Genomic DNA, 19,935 nt, shown 5'->3' with positions numbered 1-19,935 from the left:
GGCATGGGAAAGAAGTCGCGTAACCGCGCCAAGAACACCGCCACCGTGACGCTCGACCCGGCCGACCTGGTCGACGTCGGTCCGCGCGAACCCTGCCCGTGCGGTTCGGGCAAGCGGTTCAAGCAGTGCCACGGCCGGGAGCAGGCGCAGGCCGCGGACACGTTCGTGGTCCGGCCGTTCGAGGGGTTGCCGTCCGAGTGCGACCTGATCGCGTTCCGGGAGATCGTGCCGGCCGGGACCGCCGAGGTGACGCTGGCCGGCGAACACAAGGACAAGAAGGTCACCCTGGTCACTCTGCTGCCGATGGCGATGCCGGGCCTGGTCCGCGACGACGAGTCGATCTGGATCGGATTGCAGACGCACGCCGCCTCCGGCGACCCGAGCCGCGACCTCGGCCACGCGATCACCGCCGCGCTCGCCACCGAGCCGGGCAACCCGATCGAGCTCGGTGATCTGATGAAGGACGGGCCCCGGCTGCAGGACCTGATCGACACCAGCAAGCCGATCGCCGTCAAGGTGCACGAGGGCTTCGACTACTGGGTCGGCGAGAACGTCGAGGACCCGACGGGCGAGGTCGCCGCCGGTCTCGAACGCGCCAACGACGCCGCGTCCCCCACGGTCCGGCTGGAGTCCGTCGAAGCGGCGTACTGGACGCAGATCGGCGACCGTCGCTACCTCCGCTGGGTGCTTCCGCATTCCGAGGACACCCTCCTCAACGCACTCGCCCGCCTGCACGCGGCCGGTTCCTCCGCGCTGACCGACGGCAGTCGCCTGATCGGCTCGTTCCGCGCCCTCGGCGTCCTGGCCCCGGTCTGGGAGCTCCCCGCCGATGCTGAAGCCGCCGACCTGGAGAAGCCCGCCGCTGAGTTCGCCGTCGCCCTCGAGAAGGCCCTCGCCACCGAGGCTCCCCTCAGCACCGAAGAACGCGCCGCCCGAGCCGGCCTGGCCAGCCGCCAACTCACCATCCGCTGAACCCGCTGTCCCCGCCCTGCCCACGCCGACACAACGCCTGGGTGGGGTGGCGATCGGCTAGGTCTGTACATGACGAAGGGGCCCGCGCTTGGCGTGGGCCCCTTCGAGCGCGTGAGCGGACTCACGAACGTGGACGGCCCAAGTCCTGCTGACGGGGGAGCAACAGGGCCTGGGCCTAGACAGGAAGAGTACTCATAACAGTGGCCGCCGACAACCCCCGATTTTCACTGCGCGTGTCGTAGGGCTCACTTGACCGGCCGCTACCGGGGGTGACGAACCGTCAGCCGGTGGTGAGTGGCGCGCGGTGGATCGGGCAGGACATGCAGCGCGGACCGCCCCGGCCGGAGCCCAGTTCGGAGCCGGAGATGCGGATGACGTCTATCCCGGACTCCTCCAGCCGGGCGTTGGTCTCGACGGTCCGTTCGTAGGCGATGCAGACGCGTGGGGCCAGGGCGAGGGTGTTGTTGCCGTCGTCCCACTGCTCGCGTTCGGCGGTGACCGGGTCGAGGCCGGTGTCGATCCGGCGGAGGGTGTCGATCCCGAGCGCCTTGGCCGCGGCGACCAGGAACGGCTCGGGCTCGGCGACGTGCAGCTCTTCACCGTCCGTGGTGACGGCGAGGGCGCGCATCTCCTCTGCCATGTTCGGGTACATCAGCACAGCGTCAACGTCGACCATCGTGCAGACCGTGTCCAGGTGCATCGTCGCGCGCTGCTGGGCGATCGGTACGGCGAGAACGGTGTGCGCCAGCCCCTTCGCGAACACCCGGCGCGCCAACCGCTCGACCCCCGCAGGAGTGGTCCGCTCGCCGACGCCGACGGCCAGTACGCCGGGGCCGAGTGCGAGCACATCTCCGCCCTCGACGTGTTCGAGCTGGTGGTCGTAGACCTTGTCCGCCCCGGCGAACCGTGGGTGGTACCGGTAGATCAGCTCGGTCAGCTGCGTCTCCCGGACCCGCGCGGGCATGGCCAAGGACGTGACAGCGACCGCGTCGCGGATCCAGACGCTCGAGTCGCGGGTGAAGAGCAGGTTCGGCAGCGGGTCGATCAGGAAGTCCTCGTGGGCGAGCAGCGAGGTCACGAGCCCGCCGGCGCGCACCTCGTCGTTCCGGACGCCGGCCATCAGGGCTTCGGCGAGGCTCGCCGGGTCGAGCGAGGTCAGACTGGTCCGCAGGTAGTCGCGCAAGGTGTCGCCCAGTCGGAGGTCCTCGATGGCGCCCTCGACGGCCGATGCTCGCGCCTCCGGATCGGCGAGGGCTGCCGTCAGCAACTCGCCCAGGTAGAGCACCTCGACATCGCGATCTCGCAGCGCCTGGGCGAAGGCGTCGTGCTCGTCCTGGGCCCGGCCGACCCAGGGGATGCCGTCGAACAGGAGTTTGTCGTTGTTCCGTGGGGTCAGCCGGCGGAGCTCGTTACCGGGTCGGTGCAGCATCACGGTCCGCAGCGGCCCGACCTCGCTGTCGACGCCAAAAGCCTCAGTCATGCCGGTGCCCTCTCTTTCGAGTCCGTCCCACCAAGCTACGGCAGGCCCGCTGGGGATGCGGGAAACCACGCGAATATGTCTGATTGTCCGACAATGTACCGATCTTGCCAACTCGGCCACAGCGTCGACCAACCTCTTGACAGAGAAGATGCACCGAACATGCCCGGCCCCAGCCGGTTATCCACAGGTCCGCGGCCTGATCGTTCGAAAGGACGAGATATCCACAGCCACCGGGTACTGAGGACAGCGATCGGCTCGGGAGCAATTAGGCTGCGGTGCTGTGTCCGGGAATGATCAGCCGTCGGTCGAGCAGCAGCGTGGAGTCGCGTGTGTGATTCCGGCGAAGGACGAGGTCGCGCGGATCGCGGCGACCGTTGACGCCGTCAGCAAGATCGTCGGCGTCGATCTCGTCGTGGTCGTGGACGACGGGTCCACCGACGGCACGGCCGACGCGGCCGAGCGGGCCGGCGCCGTCGTAGTACGGCACGAGCAGAACAAGGGCAAGGCTGCCGCCATGGAGACCGGTGCGGCCGAGGTGGCGCGGCGAGATGGGGCAAGGGCGCGGCATCTGTTGTTCCTGGATGCCGATCTGACCGACTCCGCGACCGGCGCCGAGCCGTTGATCGAGCCGATCCAGGCCGGCCGCGCCGACATGACGATCGGCACTCTGCCGGTCCAGATCCGCGCCGATGGCAGCAAGGCCGGCGGCCACGGATTCGTCGTACGGCTGGCTCGGGCGGGGATCGAGCAGGCCACCGGCTGGGCGCCCGAGCAGCCGTTGTCCGGTCAGCGGTGCCTGACCCGTGCGGCCTTCGACGCCGCCCTGCCGCTGGCCGCCGGATTCGGGGTGGAGACCGCCCTAAGCATCGATCTCGGGCGCAAGGGTTTCCGTATCGTCGAGGTCCCGATCGACGTCCGCCACCGCGCCACCGGGACCGACCTGCGCGGTCAGCTGCACCGTGGCCGTCAGTTCCTGCACGTACGCCGCGCGCTGGCCGCCCGTAGTGCGTTGCCGGCCCGAAAGCCGGGCAGATGAGCACCACCGAAACCACCACCGCGACCCCTGAGCAGGCCACCCGGGACGGCCGTCGCGCCGTCGGGCTGTACCTGGCCTCGACCGCGCTGATCGTGGCCACCGGGCTGCTCGGCCCGTCCGTCGTCGTCCTGACCCTGACCAACCGGCACGACTGGCTGCCGTCCTACTGGTTCGACACCAAGTCGAACGACTGGCTCGTCACGGTGATGATCTACGTGGCGATCCTGCTCGGCGGGTACGGCGTGTTCCTGGCCGTCCGCGCGCTGAAGAACGGCTGGGCGCCACGCGTCGACCGTTTGGTTGCCCTCGGCATCGGTACGACGGCCGCCATCACCCTGGTCCCGCCGATGGCGTCCGGCGACGTGCTCATCTACGCGGCGTACGGGCGGATCATGTCGCTCGGCGGCAACCCGTACACGACGGCGCCGGCGGACACCATCCGGCTCGGGTACGACCCGGTGATCGCGGCCACCGAGCGGCCGTGGCAGGGCGCGAAGAGCGTGTACGGCCCGATCGCGACCTGGATCCAGTGGTTCTCCTCCTGGGTCGGCGGCGACTCGATGCAGTTGACGGTGTGGATGCTGCAGTTGTCGGTCGCGGTCAGCCTGATCGTCTCCGGTCTGCTCCTGCTCAAGCTGGTCGGCCCGGATCTGGTCAACCGCCGCCGCGTGGTGATGCTAGGCCTGGCGAACCCGCTGATCCTTTGGACCGTCCTGGCCGGTGCGCACAACGACGCGATCGCGGTGATGTTCGCGGTGATCGCGCTCGTGCTGTTCCGCCGGCACGTGTTCTGGGCGGGCATCATGCTCGGGGTCGCGGGCTGCACCAAGCTGTCGATCGGGTTGATCGGCGTCGCCATGCTCTGGTCGCTGCGCGCGGACCGGCGAAGGGCGATCAAGTTCTGCCTCGGCGGCGGGATCGCGATGGCCGGCCTGTACAGCATCGTCGGGCTGCAGGCGTTCCAGCAGGCGCGATCGCAGACGTCGTTCATCTCGACCGGGACGCCGCACAAGGTCATCTTCAGCCTGTTCGACCTGTTCCTGCCCGGGCCGTTGGTCCGGACCGTGATCGGGATCGCCGCGTGGGTCGGGCTGGTGTTCGTCGCGATCCTCATCTCGCAGGTGTTCCCCAAGTCGCTGGTGCCGCAGACCCACCCGGACGACCGGACGCCCGACGCGATCCGCTACACCGCGATCTACGCGGTCGCCTGGTTGCTGACCGCGATGTACACGCTGCCCTGGTACGACCTGATCGCCTGGATCGCGCTGGCAGCGGTGGCGGGTTCACAAGTGGACAAGCTGATGGTGGTGCGGACGACGATGCTCGCGATCGCCTATGTGCCAGGGCGAGATCCGAACGCCCGGCAGGTCGCGGCGTCGTTGTCGGATTCGCTGGAGTGGTTCAGCGCGAGGCTGCGGGACACGATCTGCCCCGCGATCGAGCTGGCCGTGCTGGTCGGGCTGATCATCTGGGCCCGCCGCGGCGGCGCCCAGTGGTGGCCGTACGACTGGCCAAAACGCAAGCAGAAAACCGTGCCGGAGAAGGCTAACCTCGGCGCGTGAAGAAACTGGTGGGGGCGGGCGTCTTCGTACGCCGCGAACCGAACGACTACGTCGAACAACTCCGGACCGGGTCGATGTCCGTCGGCACCTACTCGATCCCGGTCGGCGGTGTCGACGACCAGTCCCCACACCACGAAGACGAGATCTACGTCGTCACCACCGGCCGCGCGACCCTGGTCACCCCGAGCGGGACCGAGTTGGTCGGCCCCGGCGACGTCCTCTTCGTCCCGGCCGAGGAGGAGCACCGGTTCACCGAAGTCACCGAGGACCTTGCCCTCCTGGTCTTCTTCGCCCCGCCGTACTCCGGCCGGTGAGCGGACGCGTCGGCCGACGACGGTTCAGCCCCAGAGGTCGTGGCCGGCGGCGATGGCTTGGGCGAGGACGGACTTCACCGGCCGGTTGAGGGCGGTCGCGGCGGCGGCGACGTCCTCGTACTCGGGCTGCACGTTGACCACCTGCCCGCCGTACCGGGCGATCTTGACGTGAATCAGCTGGCCGCTGACCTCAACGGTGGCGAACTCCCGATCGGCGGCGTGCTTGAGAATTCCGAACTCGCGCAGGCCGATCGCGGACGTCTCGGTCAGGATCACCGCCCGGACCACCTCCGCGTTCGCGCTGCTGACCAGGACCGACAGGGTGTGCGCCGGCCGGCCCTTCTTCATCAGGATCGGGGTCAGCCAGGCGTCGGCGGCGCCGGCCTGCATCAGCCGGGCCAGGACCTGCGGCCAGATCCGCGGATCGAGGTCGTCCACGTTCGTCTCGTAGACGAGCTCGGTCGCGGCCTGCTGGATCGACTCGCCGACTACCACTCGGACGATATTCGGCACCTCGACGGGATCCCGCCCGCCGGCGCCGACGCCCGTCTGCTCGATCCGCATCGGCGGCATCAGCCCGAACTCGTCCGCCAGCGTGGCGAGCAGGGCGGCCCCGGTCGGCGTGGTCATCTCGTACGGCGCGGTGCCGCCGGTGACGGGTGCTTCGGCCTCGGTCAGGAGATGGAGTACGGCGGGTCCGGGGACCGGGATTCCGCCGTGCTGGCCGCGGACCTGGCGGCCGCCGCCGAGCGCGATGGTGGAGACGACGATCCGGTCCAGGCCGAGGGATACCGAAGCGGCAGCGACGCCGACGATGTCCGCGATGGCGTCGAGGGCGCCGACCTCGTGGAAGTGCACCGCGTCCGGCTGGACCCCGTGCGCCGACGCCTCAGCCCGGGCGAGCCGGGCGAACGTATCCAGCGCCCGCTCCCGCACAGCCGTATCCAGCCCCGCCCCCTCAATCACCCCCCGAACCTCAGCCCACGTCCGAGTCCCGCCCGCACCATGCCCATGCCCGACCGCCTGACCCTCACCGGCGCCGTGCCCATGTCCGTGGCCGACCGCCTGGTACGGACCGTGTCCGTGCCCGCTGTCCGAGGGGCCGGGTGTGAAGTAGGCGGCGCTCGGGTCGTTTTCTGGGTGTGGGTCCTCGCCGACGAAGACCGAGGCCTTCGTCGCCGCGATCTGGTGCCGCATCGCCCGCTCGACCCGGACCGAGAGCGACGGATCCACCGCCCCCACCGCCGCATTCACCACCGCGAGATCGGCTCCAGCGTCCAGGAACGCCCCCAGCAACATGTCCCCCGACGCCCCGGCCGAGCAGTCGATCCAGGCGATCCTCATCGCTCCTTCACCTCCGCCGGCGCCGCCCGCCGCGCGACCCGGGCGGCGAACACCCCGGCCCCGAAGCCGTTGTCGATGTTCACCACCGTCACCCCCGGCGCACACGAGTTCAGCATCGCCAGCAACGCCGCGACTCCACCGAACGACGCCCCATAACCCACGGACGTCGGTACTGCGACCAACGGCACACCAACCAGCCCGCCGACCACGCTCGGCAACGCCCCCTCCATCCCGGCAACGACGACCAAACAATCCGCCGCAGCAAGCCGCTCGCGTACGCCCATCACCCGGTGCAACCCGGCCACACCCACATCGGTGATCAGGTCGACCCCCGCGCCGAAAACCCGCGCAGTCGTCGCCGCTTCGGCCGCCACCGGCGCATCCGACGTGCCGGCGGACACGACCGCGACCGTGCCGCTGGCAGACGGCGGCTCGCCCAGGACCGCAGTACGACCAACCGGGTCGACGACAGCGGCGGGAAGCTCAGCGACGACCAACTCCTGCGCCGAAGTGCTCAGCCGGGTCGCGAGGACGGGGTGACCCGGATGGGTTGCGTGCAGGGTACGCAGCAGTTCCACGATCTGGGCGGGCGTCTTGCCGGCGCCATAGACCACCTCGGCGTCGCCGGTGCGCTCCAGCCGGTCCGTGTCGAGTCGCGCGTACCCCAGGTCGTGGACGCCCGGCTGAGGGCCGGGATCAGGCAAATGAGTCACGCTGCGAATCTACGTGCCGTCACCCCGATCCGCCGATTCCGCCCACTCCCCGGTCGCTCAAAGCACGTGACTCGACACCGAACGGTTAGGCTGCGGTGCGTGTCTTCGACGTTAGCCGGTGCTTTCGGGATCGCCGCTCTGTTCGTGGCGGTGCTCGCCCTCGTGTTCGCCATCCAGGCGTTGCGCGGGCAGACCGGTACGCCCAAGACCCCGGCCGCCCCGCCCGTCGTACCGCAGCCGGAGCCGGAACAAGCACCGCAGCCGGAGCCCAAACCGGGCACGGTGAAGTCGGAGTTGCGCCGGCTGAGCAAGGAGCTCGAGGCGGCGCGCGGGGAGATGCGGGAGACGCTGCAGCACCTGGCCGTGGTCCGGTACGACGCCTACGGGGACATGGGTGGGCGGCTGTCCTGGTCGATGGCGCTGCTGGACGACAAGGGTGACGGGGTCGTGCTGACCTCGATCAACAGCCGGAACGACGCCCGCTCGTACGCCAAGGAGGTCAAGGCCTTCGAGAGCGACACCAAGCTTTCACCGGAAGAGGAAGAGGCCATCGAAACCCTCCGCAAGGAGGCGACCCCCCTCCCAACCAACCCCGAACAGCCCTAAGTCGCGCCGGCCCCGGCCCTCAGCCCGGGCACCGCATGACCAGCACTCAGCGCCGTTTGGGCACCCGAACGACCAGCGCCCCCGGCTCGACCTCCGCCGACAGCGAGCGCCCCGGCCCGATTCCGTCGCCGTCCAGCTGCCGCTGTACGTCCACCGCGGCCGTGATCTCCACCTTCCGCCCGGTGAACCGCTCCAGGTACATATCCGTCCCCTTCGTCCGCGTCATCACCCGCCAGAACAGCAGCGGCCACTGCGTCACCCGGCGCGGCGCGATCACCACCACGTCGATCAGCCCGTCGTCCGGCCGCGCGTCCGGCAGTAGCGGGATGTTCGCCTGCAGCATCCCCACGTTCCCGACCACCACGGTCCGGACCCGGCGCTCCAGCGGTTCGGCGTCATCCAGCGCGACCCGGACCTTCACCGACGGGTGGTTGATGTTCTTCGCCGCCGACACCAGGTACGCCGTCCACCCGATCTGCGCCTTCAGGTGCGGTGGCGCGTCCGAGATGATCGCCGCGTCCAGCCCGAGCCCGGCCATCACCGCGAACCGGTCGGTGTCCAGCCCGTCGCCGTGCACGCTGACCAGGTCGATCCGCCGATCCCGGCCGTCCAGGATCCGCTCCAGCGCGTCGTCGAAGTCCAGCGGGATCTGCAGGTTCCGGGCCAGCAGGTTCCCGGTGCCGGCCGGGATCACTCCGACCGGGATTCCCGTGTACGCGAGCGCCGCGCAGACCACCCGGACTGTCCCGTCACCACCGGCCACCAGGACCAGGTCCGGCTCAAACTCGATAGCGCGCTTGGCCATCGCGTTGCCCGCGTCGTCCTCCCGGGTCTCCAGCCACAACGGTTCGTCGTACCCCCGGACCTCGAGCGCGCGGCCCACCTTCCGCCGGAACGCGACCCCGTCGCCGACCTTGATCGGGTTGACGATCACCGCGGCCCGGGGCGGCACCGCACCCTCCTCGGCCGGCTCGACCGTACGCCGACGGAGCCGCCGCAGCCCCGGACGCAGGCCGAAGCAGATCGAGGTGGTGGTCAGGATCGCCAGGCCGAGCGCCCAGCCGCCGAGCACGTCGGACACGTAATGGACGTTCAGCATGATCCGGCCGTTCGAGGCCATCAACACCGCCGCGAGGGCCGGCAGGCTCACCAGCAGCCGGAACCGGCGCCGCCAACCGCGCACCGAGGGCAGTACGACGCCGAGCGCACCGGCCATCACGAACGCGGCGGAGGCATGGCCGGACACATAGGACCAGGACTCGTTCTCGACCAGCATCTGGGCCGGCCGGGCCCGGTCGAAGATGTGCCTGATGGCCTGGTCCAGCCCGAGCTCCGCCCCGGCGGTGACGAGCAGCCAGATCGTCAGCAGCCGGGCCCGCCGGTGCCACAGATAGATCGCGACGGCGACGATCAGCCCGCGACAGGTCCACGGCAGGACCACCGCCCCGATCACCTGCCAGAAGTCCACCCAGCCCGGCCGGGAGGCGCCGTACGCCGCGATGCGGTCGGCGACGGACAGGTCCCACCGGCGCAGCGGCGGCCAGTCGCCGACCACCAGCAGGGTGATCACGATGAACGGCAACCACGCCAGCACGACCGTCAGCGCACGGCCGACGTGACTGGGTGGATGGTGGTTCATGACCTGCTCGATTCCCCCTGGTCGTCGACTGGTGCAAGCTCATCATCCCGAATAAAATTCCGCGCCTTCGACACACCCCGCTAACCTGACCCTTGTGATTGACGCGAAACTGCTCCGTGAGAACCCCGATGTCGTCCGCGCGGCTCTGTCCAAGCGCGGTGAGAACCCGGAGGCGGTCGACCAGATCCTGGTCGCCGACAGTGAGCGTCGATCGTCCATCGCGGCCTTCGAGGCACTGCGGGCGGAGCAGAAGACGCTCGGCAAGCAGGTCGCGCAGGCCAAGGGCGACGAGCGGACCGCGCTGCTGGAGCGGACCAAGGCGCTGGCCGCCGACGTGAAGGCGCGCGAGGCGGCGGCGAACGAGGCGGAGCGTCGCTTCGACGAGCTGTCCCGCGCCCTGCCGAACCTGGTGTCCGACGAGGCCCCGGTCGGGGGCGAGGACGATTACCGGGTGATCGAGGAGATCGGCAAGCCGCGTGACTTCGCAGCCGAGGGTTTCGAGCCGCGTGACCACCTGGAGCTCGGCGAGCTGCTCGCCGCGATCGACATGGAGCGCGGTGCGAAGGTCTCCGGCGCCCGGTTCTACTTCCTGAAGGGCGTCGGCGCGCTGCTCCAGCTGGGTCTGCTGCAGCTCGCCATCGCGCAGGCGGTGGAGAAGGGCTTCACCCCGATGATCACGCCCAGCTTGGTCAAGCCCGAGGTGATGGACGGCACCGGCTTCCTCGGCGCTCACTCGGAGGAGGTCTACCGGCTGGAGGCCGACGACCTCTACCTGGTCGGCACGTCGGAGGTCCCGCTCGCGGGCTACCACATGGACGAGATCCTCGACCTATCCGCCGGCCCGAAGCGGTACGCTGGCTGGTCCTCCTGCTACCGCAGCGAGGCCGGCTCGTACGGGAAGGACACGCGCGGGATCATCCGCGTCCACCAGTTCGACAAGGTCGAGATGTTCTCCTACTGCAGCCTGGAAGACGCCGCCGCCGAGCACCAGCGGCTGCTCAGCTGGGAGAAGGAGATGCTCGACAAGATGGAACTGAGCTACCGGATCATCGACACCGCGACGGGTGACCTGGGCACCTCGGCGTACCGGAAGTTCGACTGCGAGGCCTGGGTGCCGACGCAGGGCCGGTACCGCGAGCTCACCTCGACGTCGAACTGCACCGACTTCCAGGCCCGCCGGCTGAACATCCGGCACCGCGACGCCGACGGCAAGACCCAGCCGGTCGCGACGCTGAACGGCACGCTGGCCACCACCCGCTGGATCGTCGCCATCCTGGAGACGCATCAGCTGGCGGATGGCTCGGTCCGGGTACCGACGGCGCTGCGGCCCTTTGTCGGTGGGCGCGAGGTCCTCGAACCGGTCGGCAGATGACGAAAGGTCCACGGCCCGGGGCCGTTGCCCTCGACATCGACGGAACGCTGATGGACCACGACGAGAACCTCTCGCCGGCGGTCGTCGACGCGGTACGCCGGGCCGCGGCGCAGGTGCCGGTCATCCTGGCCACCGGACGGTCCTGGCAATCCACCAAGCCGGTCGCGGACGTGCTCGACCTGCCGGACGGATTCGTTGTCTGTAGCAACGGTGCCCGGACGCTGCGGTACCCCGGCGGCGAGGTGGTGGACGAGCGGACCTTCGATCCGAGGACGGTGATCGCCTCGGTCCGCGAGCACGCGCCGAACGCCCGGATGGCGGTCGAGGAGCACGACTTCGGCTACCGGGTGACCGCACACTTCCCGGACGGCGATCTCGGCGACGGGAGCGGGATCCGGGTGGTGACCGACGAGGAGCTGGCGCCGGAGCCGGTCACCCGGTTGATCATCCGCGATCCCGACCAGTCCGAGGCGGAGTTCGTCGAGCTGGCCGAACGCCTCGGCCTGCACGGGGTCAGCTACTTCGTCGGCTGGACCGCGTGGCTCGACATCGCGCCCGAGGGCGTGGACAAGAGCACCGGCCTGAAGGTCGCGCTGGCGCAGTACGACCTGGCCCCGGCGGACCTGCTCGCCATCGGTGACGGGCGCAACGACATCGAGATGCTGGTGTACGCCGGTCACGGGGTCGCGATGGGCGCCGCCCCGGACGAGGTCAAGGCGGCCGCCGACGAGGTGACCAAGTCGGTCCAGGACGACGGCGTCGCGGCCGTCCTCAACCGCTGGTTCTGATCCCCCAAGCCGCCCGGACGACTTCCGGATAGTTAACCCAGGCAACCAAAAGGCCCGGAACCCCTGCTGCTACAGGGCTTCCGGGCCAGATCTTCCACGAGTTGATGGTCCGCTGGCGGGCCGATCATCAACTCAGGCGACGCGAGTGCTCCCGCTCCGCGGGGACGGCTGGTCCACCACGGTGTCGAACGCGTCCAGGACGGCGCTGACCTCCGGACGGACACGCGGTGCCTTGGTCGCGGGACTCTGCCCCCGCCTGGCCCTGCGCAGGTGCCGCTTCACTGTGGACAGCGAGCATCCCAGCCGCATGGCCAGGGATTCCAGGCTGTCGTTCGGGTACTGCGTCCGAAGCCGCAGCACTTCTTCGTGGCTGACCGGCCGTCGGGTCCCACGGGCCCCGGCGAGCTGGTCGAAATCGTCGGCTTGCACCTCGACGTCGAGCAGGTTGCGCATCGAACGCCGCTGCGCCGCCGTCGTCCCGGCGACGAAGCCGGTGACGTCGTGTTCGGCCACCGCGCTGAACAGGCAGTCGGTGAACAACGGGCAGGAGGCACACAGTTTCTTGGCTTCCCGAACCAGTTGTTCGTAACGCTCTCTGGTCCGCCGAGTCGCCGATGCGGGCGGCGGATCCTCCATCAGTCGGTGCTGGAAAATGTCTGATCGAGCAGTACAGCCGGTCATTGCCCCTTCCATGATGGAAGATGTGTCGACAGCCGCTCGGGAGGTTGCGGCTCTGGGCCGCGGCAGATTGGCGGTGTTGACAGTCATCGTGGCTCCCCAAGTTCCAGGACCCGTATGAACGAACGATGAATGCCGTTCGTACACGCGAGCCCACTAGCTGATGGACCGAACGTTGTGTTGCCGACCCACCCTGTCGTCCGGCGCAGCACGCACCGATCCTGCACTGTTGACGTCACCAGTACGGTTTTGGTTGCACCCAATTCCGCAACAGTTTCCTCAACCTCTGGCGTGGGTCGCCCCGGGCACGGTGGTCCGGAACACGGCGTACGACGCGGCCGAAACGCCCTTGGTTCCCCGCCAGCCACCGCATGAAATCATGCGCAAACCCTTCAGCGCATGGGAACTTGCTGCCTTTGCAGCATCCTGCCGTAACGGTCTGGTGACGTAGTTCAAAGGTCAAGGAGAGTTGCCGGAAAGCGATGTCCGCCCCGTTGCGCGAAGGGCCTCCGGGAGGGTAATGGGGTGTCCCGCGGCCGGATACGGTAGGGGCGTGCCACACCGCCGAACACCCCGTCTGGTAGCCACCGATCTCGATGGCACCCTGGTCCGCAGCGACTACTCGATCTCGGCCCGGACCAAACGAGCAGTGCTGGCCATTCAGGAGACAGGCACTGTTTTCGTGATGGTCACCGCCCGTCCACCCCGCTGGCTGCACGACCTGACCGACCTGGTCGGCGCACACGGGATCGCGATAGTTGCCAACGGCGCCATTCTGTACGACGTCACGCAGCGCAAGGCGATCCGGACCCGGCTGATCGATCCCGTGGTCGCGCTCGACGTGGCGCAGGCGATCCGGGCCGAGATCCCCGAAGTGGAGTTCGCCATCGAGCGAACCGATCGCTACGGACAGGAACCGCGGTACCTGAACCGCTGGCCGACTCCGGAGAACACTCTGGTCGCGGCGATTGATGTCCTGCTGGCCGAGCCCGCGGCCAAGTTGCTCGTCCGGCATCCGAGCTGGCACTCCGACGACCTGCTGGCCAAGATCGCGCCGCTGGTCGGCGAACGGGTCGCCGCGAGCCACAGCGGCGGTCACAGCCTGGTGGAGATCTCCGCGAGCGGGGTCTCGAAGGCCGCGATGCTGGCCGATTTCGCTGCGGAGCTTGGGATTTCGGCGACCGAGACGATCGCGTTCGGTGACTCGCTGAACGATCTCCCGATGCTCGCCTGGGCCGGTACGTCGTACGGCGTGGCCAACGCGCACCCCGAGGTGCTGGCCATAGTCGACAGGGTATGCCCCACAAATGACGAGGACGGTGTCGCCACCGTCCTCGAAGAAGTCTTCAACCTCTAGTAGCTACAGGTACATCCCACCGCTGCCCTGCCCGTCGGTGTTGCCGTTGGCCTGCGGTGCGCCCGGGAACGGAACGCCGTCCTCGTGGTGCGTCGACTGGCCGCCCGGCAGTGCGCGCCGCATCTGCTCCAGCTGCTGGCGTGCGGCCATCTGCTGGGCGAACAACGCCGTCTGGATGCCGTGGAACAGGCCTTCCAGCCAACCGACCAGCTGGGCCTGCGCGATCCGGAGCTCGGCCTCGGTGGGCGTGCTCTCGTCATCGGTGAAGTCGAGGCTGAGCCGCTCCAGCTCCTCGACCAGCTCCGGCGCCAGGCCGCTCTCCAGTTCCTTGATCGAGGCCTTGTGAATCTCCTTCAGCCGCTGCCGGGACGCCTCGTCCAGGGGCGCGGCCTTCACCTCCTCGAGCAGCTGGCGGATCATGTTCCCGACCCGCATCACCTTGGCCGGCTGTTCGACCAGCTCGGTCACCGAGCGCGGCTCGTCGTTCTGCTCGTCGTCGTCCCGCGGCGGCCCTTCGACGGCCATCCCGTCCGGTCCAACGATCAGCACCTTGCCGTCTTCGGTCCGGGCCCCGGCCATCGGGACTTCCTGGCGGCCCTCGCTGCTCTCGGTCATTCCCCCATCGTAGTGCGCCCGCTGCCGCCGCCGGCTTCCGCGGATCCGGCCCGCGCACGATGCCGCCGTACCGCATCCCGGTTCGAGCAGGCGGGGCTGCAGTACCGTTGCCGACCGCTGCGCGACAGATCGGCGTACACGTTGTTGCAGCCGTCGGTGGCGCAGCGGCCCAGTCGGGTGATGCCACGGCCGGCCAGATGCAGCGCCGTACCGGTGCTGATCAGCGTCGCCACGAGCCGCCCGACCGGTACGTCGTCCGGTCGGTAGTGCATGTGCCATCCGTCACCCGCGTGGTTCGTGAGCCGCGGATGCTCGGTGTACTTCGCGAGCATCGCGTTGACCAGTTCGACCCGCTTCCTGTCGTCGGTGGCGTCCACCACCGCGAGCCATTCGTCCAGGGCGACTCGTACGGCGGCCAGGTCGGCTTGCGTGACGTGTCGATCCCGGACCAGGCGGCTCTCGACGCCGCTCTCCTCGCACCGATCGGCCAGCTCGGCGGGTGTGGTCGCGGGTTGCGTGACCAGGTTCACCGCCAGGAGTACGGCGTCGGCTCCGTAAGGGTTGAGATGCACAATGGCATTACATCACGATGGATCCATGACCACCAGAGAAGAACATCATCGGCACCGTTGGCAGGTGGCCTCGTCCCACCAGGTCAGTGAGGGAATGGTCGTGTACCAGCGCTGCGACTGCGGCCACTGGCGGATCGCGAGTACTCCGGCCTATCCGGTTGCCTATCCGGATGTCGCCGAATCGATAGGGGCCTGAAGCAATGAAAACGGCGGACCCGGAAAGATCCGGGCCCGCCGTCGACGGTGTGTCAGTCGATCCGGCTCACCATCGGCAGCCGCGACCGGGTCAGCACCCAGGCCAGCAGTCCGGCGATCAACGGGACCACCACGATGATGCCGACGATCTCCCGCCAGGGCACCGCGAAGTGCGGCGAACCGAAGGCCGCGTGGGCCGTGTAGCCGTAGAGCGCGCCCACTCCGACGCCGAGCACGCATCCCAGCTGACCGAGTACCCAGGCCTGTGCCGCAGCCAGGTTCCGCCGTCGCCTCGGTGGTGCGCCGATCGCGGCCAGCGTGGCCAGATCGGCCCGCCCCTCCGCCGCCGACAACGACACGGAGATGGCGACACCGAGCAGGGTCACCACGGCCGCCGTGCTGAGCAGCCCGATCAACCAGGCCCTCGCGGGACTCTGGTAGCCGCGCTCGACGGTCAGCGCCTCCTCACGGCCGAGCAGTCGAACGACCGCGTTCAGCTCCTCCTTGTTCGGCTCCCGGGTCAGCTCGTACTGCGCCTCGAAGACCGCCACGTTGCCGAGCTTCTCCGCGGCCGACTTACTGATCAGGGCAGCCATCCAGAGCGGGCCGACGTCGGGCGGCGTCCCCACGAAGGCGGCCGGATGCCGGAACGGCTTCCTGCCTTCGGGGTCGGAGTCCTCGGTCACCGCCGCCGTACCGTCCTTCAGTTGGTCGGCTTGCGGCACCAGGATCTTGCCGGCCCGCAATTCGGCGGCCGCTTTCGGCCCGAACCCTTCGAAGCGGGCTATATATGCGGGATCGACGACCACCAAGCTGTTGTTGTACGCGCCGTCGGTGGTCGGTGGCGCCACCGTCATCAGGGACGGCAGGTAGCCGTAGGTCGCTTTGGCGGTCGAGAGCGAGACGCTGCCGAGCTCCCAGGTGTGCCGGGTCGGGAGCAGGCCGGCGGTCCGCTCCACCGTGCTCTCCGAGTAGGAGGGCCAGTTCGGATCGCCGGTGGCGAAGTTCAGCACCGCGTCGCCGTGCCGAGCGTTCGGTCGGTAGCCCTTGGCGTCCGCGGCCACCATGTTGGCGATCGCGAACGACATTGCCGCCGTCGCGGCCACGGCCATCATGATCGCGGCTGCCGCCGGACCGGTGCGATGGCGGTGCCGGGCCGCGTCGCGAAGGGCCAGCCGGGCGCTCAACGGCATCACACCGGCCAGAGCGGCCGTCTTGGCGATCAGCCCTGGCAGCAGCCAGATCAACGCGGCGACCACCGAGGTGATGCCGAGCAGGACGAGCGCGATCGGACCCGTCGGGGTCACGGTCGCGGCGTAACTCTGATCCGTGTGCGTCCGCTTCGCCTCCTCGAAAGCGGCCGCGATCAGCCCGCTGCCGAGGATCGCGCAGACCAGTCCGCCGGCCAGCAGGAGCAGCGCCGGACGACGGATCCGCGCCTTTCCCGCGGTCACCGCGAAACGTCCGGCGAGCGCCGACAGTGGTGCCTGGCGGCCGGCGCTGATCGCTGGAATCACGGCTGCCGCGAGGCCGGCGAGCAGGCCGAGCAAGGCGATCACCGCGAGATTCAGCCACGGGATCTGCCAGGACACGAACAACGTCGCCGTCATCCGTTCCCACAGAGACTTGCCCGCGAACGCGACCACCAGAGAGAGTGCGATGCCACCACCCGCGCCGACGATCCCCGCGAACAACCCCTGCGCCAGCACGATTCGCCGTACGTCGCGAGGGGTGCCACCGGCCGCGGTGACCAGACCGAGTTCACGGGTCTGCCGACGGGCGCCGACCGCGAACGCCGTACCGGCCAGCAGGACGATCTCCAGGATGCCGAAGCCGATGACCAACGCGACCACCGCGACACCACCGGCGTCCTGGCCGCCGCCACCGCCGTACGGGTCCGGCGGTGGGTTCACGATGTTTGCCCGAGGCAACACGGTGACACCTTGGCTGTTCAGCTGCTCGACCAGCTGAGCCGGATCAGCGCCGGACGGCAGATCGGCCAAGTAGCGCGCATAGGTACGCGGATCCGCCTTGACCAGCGGCGCGTCCGGAACGGCGAACAGCATGCGGGTGTTCGGCTCGTTCCACGTCCGGGCGATCCCGACCACGGTGAATCGCTGGTCCGCGGTGGTGACGAGTGCGGAACCGGCCCGGACCTGGTCACCGTCCAGGATCCCGAGGTACTTCGCGAGCGACGGCGTGACCGCGACCTCGTCGGCCTTCGCCGGGAACCGGCCGCTGTCGAGGCGATAAGTGCCCTTGGTCAACGGGCTCTGCCCATCGCCGGTGGTCACCCGGGCTGAACTGTTCACCTGCGGACCACGGATCTCGACAGTGCCGGCCTCCACCAACTGGCGAGCCAGCTGCGTACCAGGGGGCAGCAGCGGCCGCGGGTCGAAGGTCGCCGGATCGCGGACCGGGTCTTCCGCTCCGGTTGCCGGAGGCTGGTCACCCCCTTGCAGACTTGGTGGATTGGTGATCGGCGCGAAGGCCTTGTACGGCGAGACGTCGAGCCGTGCGTCGGCCGGTCCGATCACCGTCCCCGCGAGCGCCTCGCCGTCCGGATTCGTCGCGCCATCGATCACCTGGATCCAGGAGGCGGCCATCACCGGCACGCCGATCAGTGCCGCGACCAGAAGCGTTCGTCCGAGCGCGCGGCGAGTGGTTCTCCGCGCGATCCGGAGTGGTGGACCCCAGTTGCCCATCAGTGCGTCTCCAGCAGAACGTCGGCCTCCGGCAGCGGACCGGACTGACCTACCAGCACGCCATCGCGCAGGTAGACGACCCGATCGGCCCACGCGGCGTGCCGGGCGTCGTGGGTGACGAGGACACCGGCGATGCCGTGCTGGTCGCACCGGTCGCGGAGCAACTGGAGGACGGCCTCACCGGTGTCGGAGTCGAGTGCGCCGGTGGGTTCGTCAGCGAGCAGCAGCCGGCGCTCCCCGACGATCGCGCGGGCGATGGCCACCCGCTGCCGCTGACCACCGGACATATCGTCCGGAAACCGGTCGGCCAGCTCCGGAATGGCCACCTCCCCGAGCGCGGCCTCGGCGTACTTGCGGGCGGCCCGGGCGCGCATGCCGTCGAGCTCCAGCGGCAGGGACACGTTCTCGGCGGCGGTCAGGGCGGGGATCAGGTTGAAGTCCTGGAAGACGTAGCCGATCCTGCGTCGGCGCAGGGCGGCGACCGCGTTGCGGCTCAGCGTGGTGAGGTCGTTGCCGTCGACAATGACCTCGCCGCCGGACGGCTGGTCGAGGCCGCCGGCGCAGGTGAGCAGGGTCGACTTGCCGGAACCCGACGGTCCCATCACGGCGACCAGTTCGCCGGACCCGACGGACAGGTCGACTCCGCGAAGTGCGTGCACGGCCTGTTCGCCGGAGCCGTGCACCCGGGTGAGATTGCGGATGTCAAGGATCGTCGTCGTCATCGTTTCGCCCCCGCGTCGGTTTGGTGTCGGTCACTGCGGATTTGCTGCGCTGCCTTCTGCTGCCCGGGTTTGGGCTTGTGCTGCCGCGAGAGCATCGCCTCGCAGTGGTCCAGCCAACGGATCTCCGCCTCGGCGGCGAAGATCATCGACTCGATCACCAGCAACCAGGAGATGCCGCCGTCCGCGCTGACCCGCTTGAGCCGGGTCAGCTCCTGCAGCGACTGCATGGTCGCCATCCGCTGCCGCTGGACCACCGCGGCCACGTCCACACCCGGTACTGCGAGGGCCAGAGCGAGCTTGATCGCGAGTTCGTCCCGGGGTCGCGCCTCGCGGGTGACCGGGGTCTCGAACCAGCTCACCAACTCGGCCCGGCCGGCGTCGGTGATCTCGTACATGGATCGCCCGTCACCGCCGTCACCCGTCGCGGCCTCGACCAGGCCGTCGCGCTCCAGCCGGGTCAGGGTCGTGTAGACCTGCCCGATGTTCAGCGGCCAGGTGGATCCGGTCGCCGCCTCGAACTCGGCGCGCAACTGGTAGCCGTACTTCGCTTCCGCTCGCAGTAGTGCCAGCAGTCCATGCTTGATCGACATGGATACTGAGTATGCATACCCGGTATCCCCGGGTCAATTGCCAAGGTCGGTCGGTCTGTCGGTCAGTGCCGTCGGTCAGTGCTGGAATAGGCGGGCGAGGTGGGTGTCCAACGAGAAGGTGACGAACTCTGCTCGCTCGGTCTCGGGCAGCGCGAGCGCCTGGATGACGAGTCCGTCGACCACGGCGAGCAGCAACGCCGCCTCGGCCTCCGTGTCGGCCACCTCGGCCAGCTCGCCGTCCGCGATCGCGGCGTCGAGCAGTCGCGCGAAGGCGAACCTCAGCTCGGTGTCCGTCGCCGCCGCGATCTGCCGGAGCGGAGTCGAGGTCGCCGCGGCCGCGCTGAACGCGAGCCAGACGCGCGCGTCCCGGGCCCGCTCCTCGTCGAGCGGCAACCACAGGTCGAGCGCCTCGCGGAGAACCTTGCGGGGCGGACCGGAAAGGTCGATCGTGGCCAGCTTCTCGTCGAAGCGTTCAGTGAGATGCCGGTACGCCGCGGCGACCAGCTCGTCCTTGCTCCGGAAGTAGTACTGGACCTGGGCCAGCGAGATCCCCGCGGCCGCGGCGACCGTACGCAGGGTGGCCGCCTCGAGCCCTCGATCGGCGATCACCTCGAGCACCGCCGCCAGCACGTGGACCCCGCGCCTTTGCTGTTCCCCGTTCACACTACAGACAGT

At 69.2% G+C, this 19,935-nt stretch carries 20 protein-coding genes; 9 read left to right on the top strand and 11 right to left on the bottom strand.

The window, feature by feature from the left end; translation table 11 throughout:
- Positions 1-3 precede the first annotated feature (3 nt).
- Positions 4-972 carry a DUF5926 family protein gene (locus EV643_RS38300; RefSeq protein ID WP_133805128.1) on the top strand — a complete coding sequence of 323 codons (969 nt, stop codon included), beginning with the start codon at positions 4-6 and terminating at the stop codon, positions 970-972.
- Positions 973-1,252: 280 nt separating this feature from the next.
- Here EV643_RS38300 and EV643_RS38295 read toward each other — a convergent pair whose 3' ends face one another.
- Positions 1,253-2,452: an arginine deiminase gene (locus tag EV643_RS38295; RefSeq protein ID WP_133805127.1), complete on the bottom strand. Its 1,200-nt coding sequence runs from the start codon at positions 2,450-2,452 to the stop codon at positions 1,253-1,255.
- 280 nt (positions 2,453-2,732) lie between these two features.
- Here EV643_RS38295 and EV643_RS38290 point away from each other — a divergent pair, with 280 nt between their 5' ends.
- From EV643_RS38290 to EV643_RS38280, 3 genes are read left to right on the top strand one after another with little or no spacing between them, the layout of a single operon-like run.
- The gene (locus tag EV643_RS38290) at positions 2,733-3,488 is read left to right on the top strand and encodes a glycosyltransferase family 2 protein (protein ID WP_133805126.1); all 756 of its coding nucleotides are present in this window, start codon (positions 2,733-2,735) and stop codon (positions 3,486-3,488) included.
- Positions 3,485-5,050: a polyprenol phosphomannose-dependent alpha 1,6 mannosyltransferase MptB gene (mptB, locus tag EV643_RS38285; protein ID WP_133805125.1), complete on the top strand. Its 1,566-nt coding sequence runs from the start codon at positions 3,485-3,487 to the stop codon at positions 5,048-5,050. Before EV643_RS38290 ends, mptB begins: the two co-directional genes overlap by 4 nt.
- Positions 5,047-5,364 (top strand): cupin domain-containing protein, encoded by a 318-nt coding sequence (locus EV643_RS38280; RefSeq protein ID WP_202869951.1) that lies wholly within the window; start codon positions 5,047-5,049, stop codon positions 5,362-5,364. The genes mptB and EV643_RS38280 overlap by 4 nt, the downstream gene beginning before the upstream one ends.
- Positions 5,365-5,388: 24 nt before the next feature.
- Here EV643_RS38280 and larC read toward each other — a convergent pair whose 3' ends face one another.
- Together larC and larB are read right to left on the bottom strand one after the other, a co-directional pair.
- Positions 5,389-6,708 (bottom strand): nickel pincer cofactor biosynthesis protein LarC, encoded by a 1,320-nt coding sequence (gene larC, locus EV643_RS38275; RefSeq protein ID WP_133805124.1) that lies wholly within the window; start codon positions 6,706-6,708, stop codon positions 5,389-5,391.
- Entirely contained in the window at positions 6,705-7,421 is a 717-nt protein-coding gene (gene larB, locus EV643_RS38270) for a nickel pincer cofactor biosynthesis protein LarB (RefSeq protein ID WP_133805123.1), read from the bottom strand. Before larB ends, larC begins: the two co-directional genes overlap by 4 nt.
- Before the next feature lie 99 nt (positions 7,422-7,520).
- Between larB and EV643_RS38265 the strand changes: the two genes are divergently transcribed.
- Positions 7,521-8,027 carry a DUF4446 family protein gene (locus tag EV643_RS38265; protein ID WP_238166095.1) on the top strand — a complete coding sequence of 169 codons (507 nt, stop codon included), beginning with the start codon at positions 7,521-7,523 and terminating at the stop codon, positions 8,025-8,027.
- A gap of 46 nt (positions 8,028-8,073) precedes the next feature.
- Here the strand turns inward: EV643_RS38265 and EV643_RS38260 are convergent, their stop codons facing one another.
- A complete protein-coding gene (locus tag EV643_RS38260; RefSeq protein ID WP_133805121.1) occupies positions 8,074-9,666 on the bottom strand; it encodes a bifunctional phosphatase PAP2/diacylglycerol kinase family protein in 1,593 nt (530 codons plus the stop codon).
- A 94-nt stretch (positions 9,667-9,760) separates the two neighbouring features.
- Here EV643_RS38260 and serS point away from each other — a divergent pair, with 94 nt between their 5' ends.
- Both serS and EV643_RS38250 read left to right on the top strand, forming a co-directional pair.
- Positions 9,761-11,038, top strand: coding sequence for a serine--tRNA ligase (gene serS, locus EV643_RS38255; protein WP_133805120.1), 1,278 nt, complete (start codon positions 9,761-9,763; stop codon positions 11,036-11,038).
- Positions 11,035-11,826: an HAD family hydrolase gene (locus tag EV643_RS38250; protein ID WP_133805119.1), complete on the top strand. Its 792-nt coding sequence runs from the start codon at positions 11,035-11,037 to the stop codon at positions 11,824-11,826. Before serS ends, EV643_RS38250 begins: the two co-directional genes overlap by 4 nt.
- A gap of 132 nt (positions 11,827-11,958) precedes the next feature.
- Here the strand turns inward: EV643_RS38250 and EV643_RS38245 are convergent, their stop codons facing one another.
- Positions 11,959-12,462: a WhiB family transcriptional regulator gene (locus tag EV643_RS38245; protein ID WP_238166094.1), complete on the bottom strand. Its 504-nt coding sequence runs from the start codon at positions 12,460-12,462 to the stop codon at positions 11,959-11,961.
- Between the two features lie 595 nt (positions 12,463-13,057).
- Between EV643_RS38245 and EV643_RS38240 the strand changes: the two genes are divergently transcribed.
- Positions 13,058-13,861: an HAD family hydrolase gene (locus EV643_RS38240; RefSeq protein WP_238166093.1), complete on the top strand. Its 804-nt coding sequence runs from the start codon at positions 13,058-13,060 to the stop codon at positions 13,859-13,861.
- A gap of 3 nt (positions 13,862-13,864) precedes the next feature.
- Here the strand turns inward: EV643_RS38240 and EV643_RS38235 are convergent, their stop codons facing one another.
- Together EV643_RS38235 and EV643_RS38230 are read right to left on the bottom strand one after the other, a co-directional pair.
- Positions 13,865-14,476: a bacterial proteasome activator family protein gene (locus EV643_RS38235; RefSeq protein ID WP_133805117.1), complete on the bottom strand. Its 612-nt coding sequence runs from the start codon at positions 14,474-14,476 to the stop codon at positions 13,865-13,867.
- Positions 14,473-15,048, bottom strand: coding sequence for a CGNR zinc finger domain-containing protein (locus EV643_RS38230; protein ID WP_133805116.1), 576 nt, complete (start codon positions 15,046-15,048; stop codon positions 14,473-14,475). Before EV643_RS38230 ends, EV643_RS38235 begins: the two co-directional genes overlap by 4 nt.
- Before the next feature lie 25 nt (positions 15,049-15,073).
- Between EV643_RS38230 and EV643_RS44460 the strand changes: the two genes are divergently transcribed.
- On the top strand, positions 15,074-15,244 hold the full coding sequence (locus EV643_RS44460) for a hypothetical protein (protein WP_166665731.1): 171 nt from the start codon (positions 15,074-15,076) through the stop codon (positions 15,242-15,244).
- Positions 15,245-15,296: 52 nt separating this feature from the next.
- Here EV643_RS44460 and EV643_RS38225 read toward each other — a convergent pair whose 3' ends face one another.
- The 4 genes from EV643_RS38225 to EV643_RS38210 all read right to left on the bottom strand — a co-directional run bounded on the left by EV643_RS38225 (position 15,297) and on the right by EV643_RS38210 (position 19,923).
- Positions 15,297-17,948, bottom strand: coding sequence for an ABC transporter permease (locus EV643_RS38225; protein WP_133805115.1), 2,652 nt, complete (start codon positions 17,946-17,948; stop codon positions 15,297-15,299).
- Positions 17,948-18,670 carry an ABC transporter ATP-binding protein gene (locus tag EV643_RS38220; RefSeq protein ID WP_133805114.1) on the bottom strand — a complete coding sequence of 241 codons (723 nt, stop codon included), beginning with the start codon at positions 18,668-18,670 and terminating at the stop codon, positions 17,948-17,950. The genes EV643_RS38225 and EV643_RS38220 overlap by 1 nt, the downstream gene beginning before the upstream one ends.
- Positions 18,667-19,260, bottom strand: a complete 594-nt coding sequence (locus EV643_RS38215) for a PadR family transcriptional regulator (RefSeq protein WP_133805113.1) — start codon at positions 19,258-19,260, stop codon at positions 18,667-18,669. Before EV643_RS38215 ends, EV643_RS38220 begins: the two co-directional genes overlap by 4 nt.
- A gap of 75 nt (positions 19,261-19,335) precedes the next feature.
- Positions 19,336-19,923 (bottom strand): TetR/AcrR family transcriptional regulator, encoded by a 588-nt coding sequence (locus EV643_RS38210; RefSeq protein WP_133805112.1) that lies wholly within the window; start codon positions 19,921-19,923, stop codon positions 19,336-19,338.
- Positions 19,924-19,935: the final 12 nt, after the last annotated feature.

It is taken from the genome of Kribbella caucasensis, assembly GCF_004361855.1.
GTDB lineage: Bacteria > Actinomycetota > Actinomycetes > Propionibacteriales > Kribbellaceae > Kribbella > Kribbella caucasensis.
Note: the sequence above shows the minus strand (reverse complement) of the source record. Positions and strands in the feature narration are given on the sequence as shown.

Bases quoted from the DNA above. Each gene is read 5' to 3' on its own strand.
- EV643_RS38235 (WP_133805117.1), bottom strand. From the start codon at position 14,476: ATGACCGAGAGCAGCGAGGGCCGCCAGGAAGTCCCGATGGCCGGGGCC.
- EV643_RS38300 (WP_133805128.1), top strand. From the start codon at position 4: ATGGGAAAGAAGTCGCGTAACCGCGCCAAGAACACCGCCACCGTGACG.
- larC (WP_133805124.1), bottom strand. From the start codon at position 6,708: ATGAGGATCGCCTGGATCGACTGCTCGGCCGGGGCGTCGGGGGACATG.
- EV643_RS38260 (WP_133805121.1), bottom strand. From the start codon at position 9,666: ATGAACCACCATCCACCCAGTCACGTCGGCCGTGCGCTGACGGTCGTG.
- EV643_RS38295 (WP_133805127.1), bottom strand. From the start codon at position 2,452: ATGACTGAGGCTTTTGGCGTCGACAGCGAGGTCGGGCCGCTGCGGACC.
- EV643_RS38215 (WP_133805113.1), bottom strand. From the start codon at position 19,260: ATGTCGATCAAGCATGGACTGCTGGCACTACTGCGAGCGGAAGCGAAG.
- EV643_RS38250 (WP_133805119.1), top strand. From the start codon at position 11,035: ATGACGAAAGGTCCACGGCCCGGGGCCGTTGCCCTCGACATCGACGGA.
- EV643_RS38225 (WP_133805115.1), bottom strand. From the start codon at position 17,948: ATGGGCAACTGGGGTCCACCACTCCGGATCGCGCGGAGAACCACTCGC.
- mptB (WP_133805125.1), top strand. From the start codon at position 3,485: ATGAGCACCACCGAAACCACCACCGCGACCCCTGAGCAGGCCACCCGG.
- EV643_RS38245 (WP_238166094.1), bottom strand. From the start codon at position 12,462: ATGGAGGATCCGCCGCCCGCATCGGCGACTCGGCGGACCAGAGAGCGT.
- EV643_RS38220 (WP_133805114.1), bottom strand. From the start codon at position 18,670: ATGACGACGACGATCCTTGACATCCGCAATCTCACCCGGGTGCACGGC.
- EV643_RS44460 (WP_166665731.1), top strand. From the start codon at position 15,074: ATGACCACCAGAGAAGAACATCATCGGCACCGTTGGCAGGTGGCCTCG.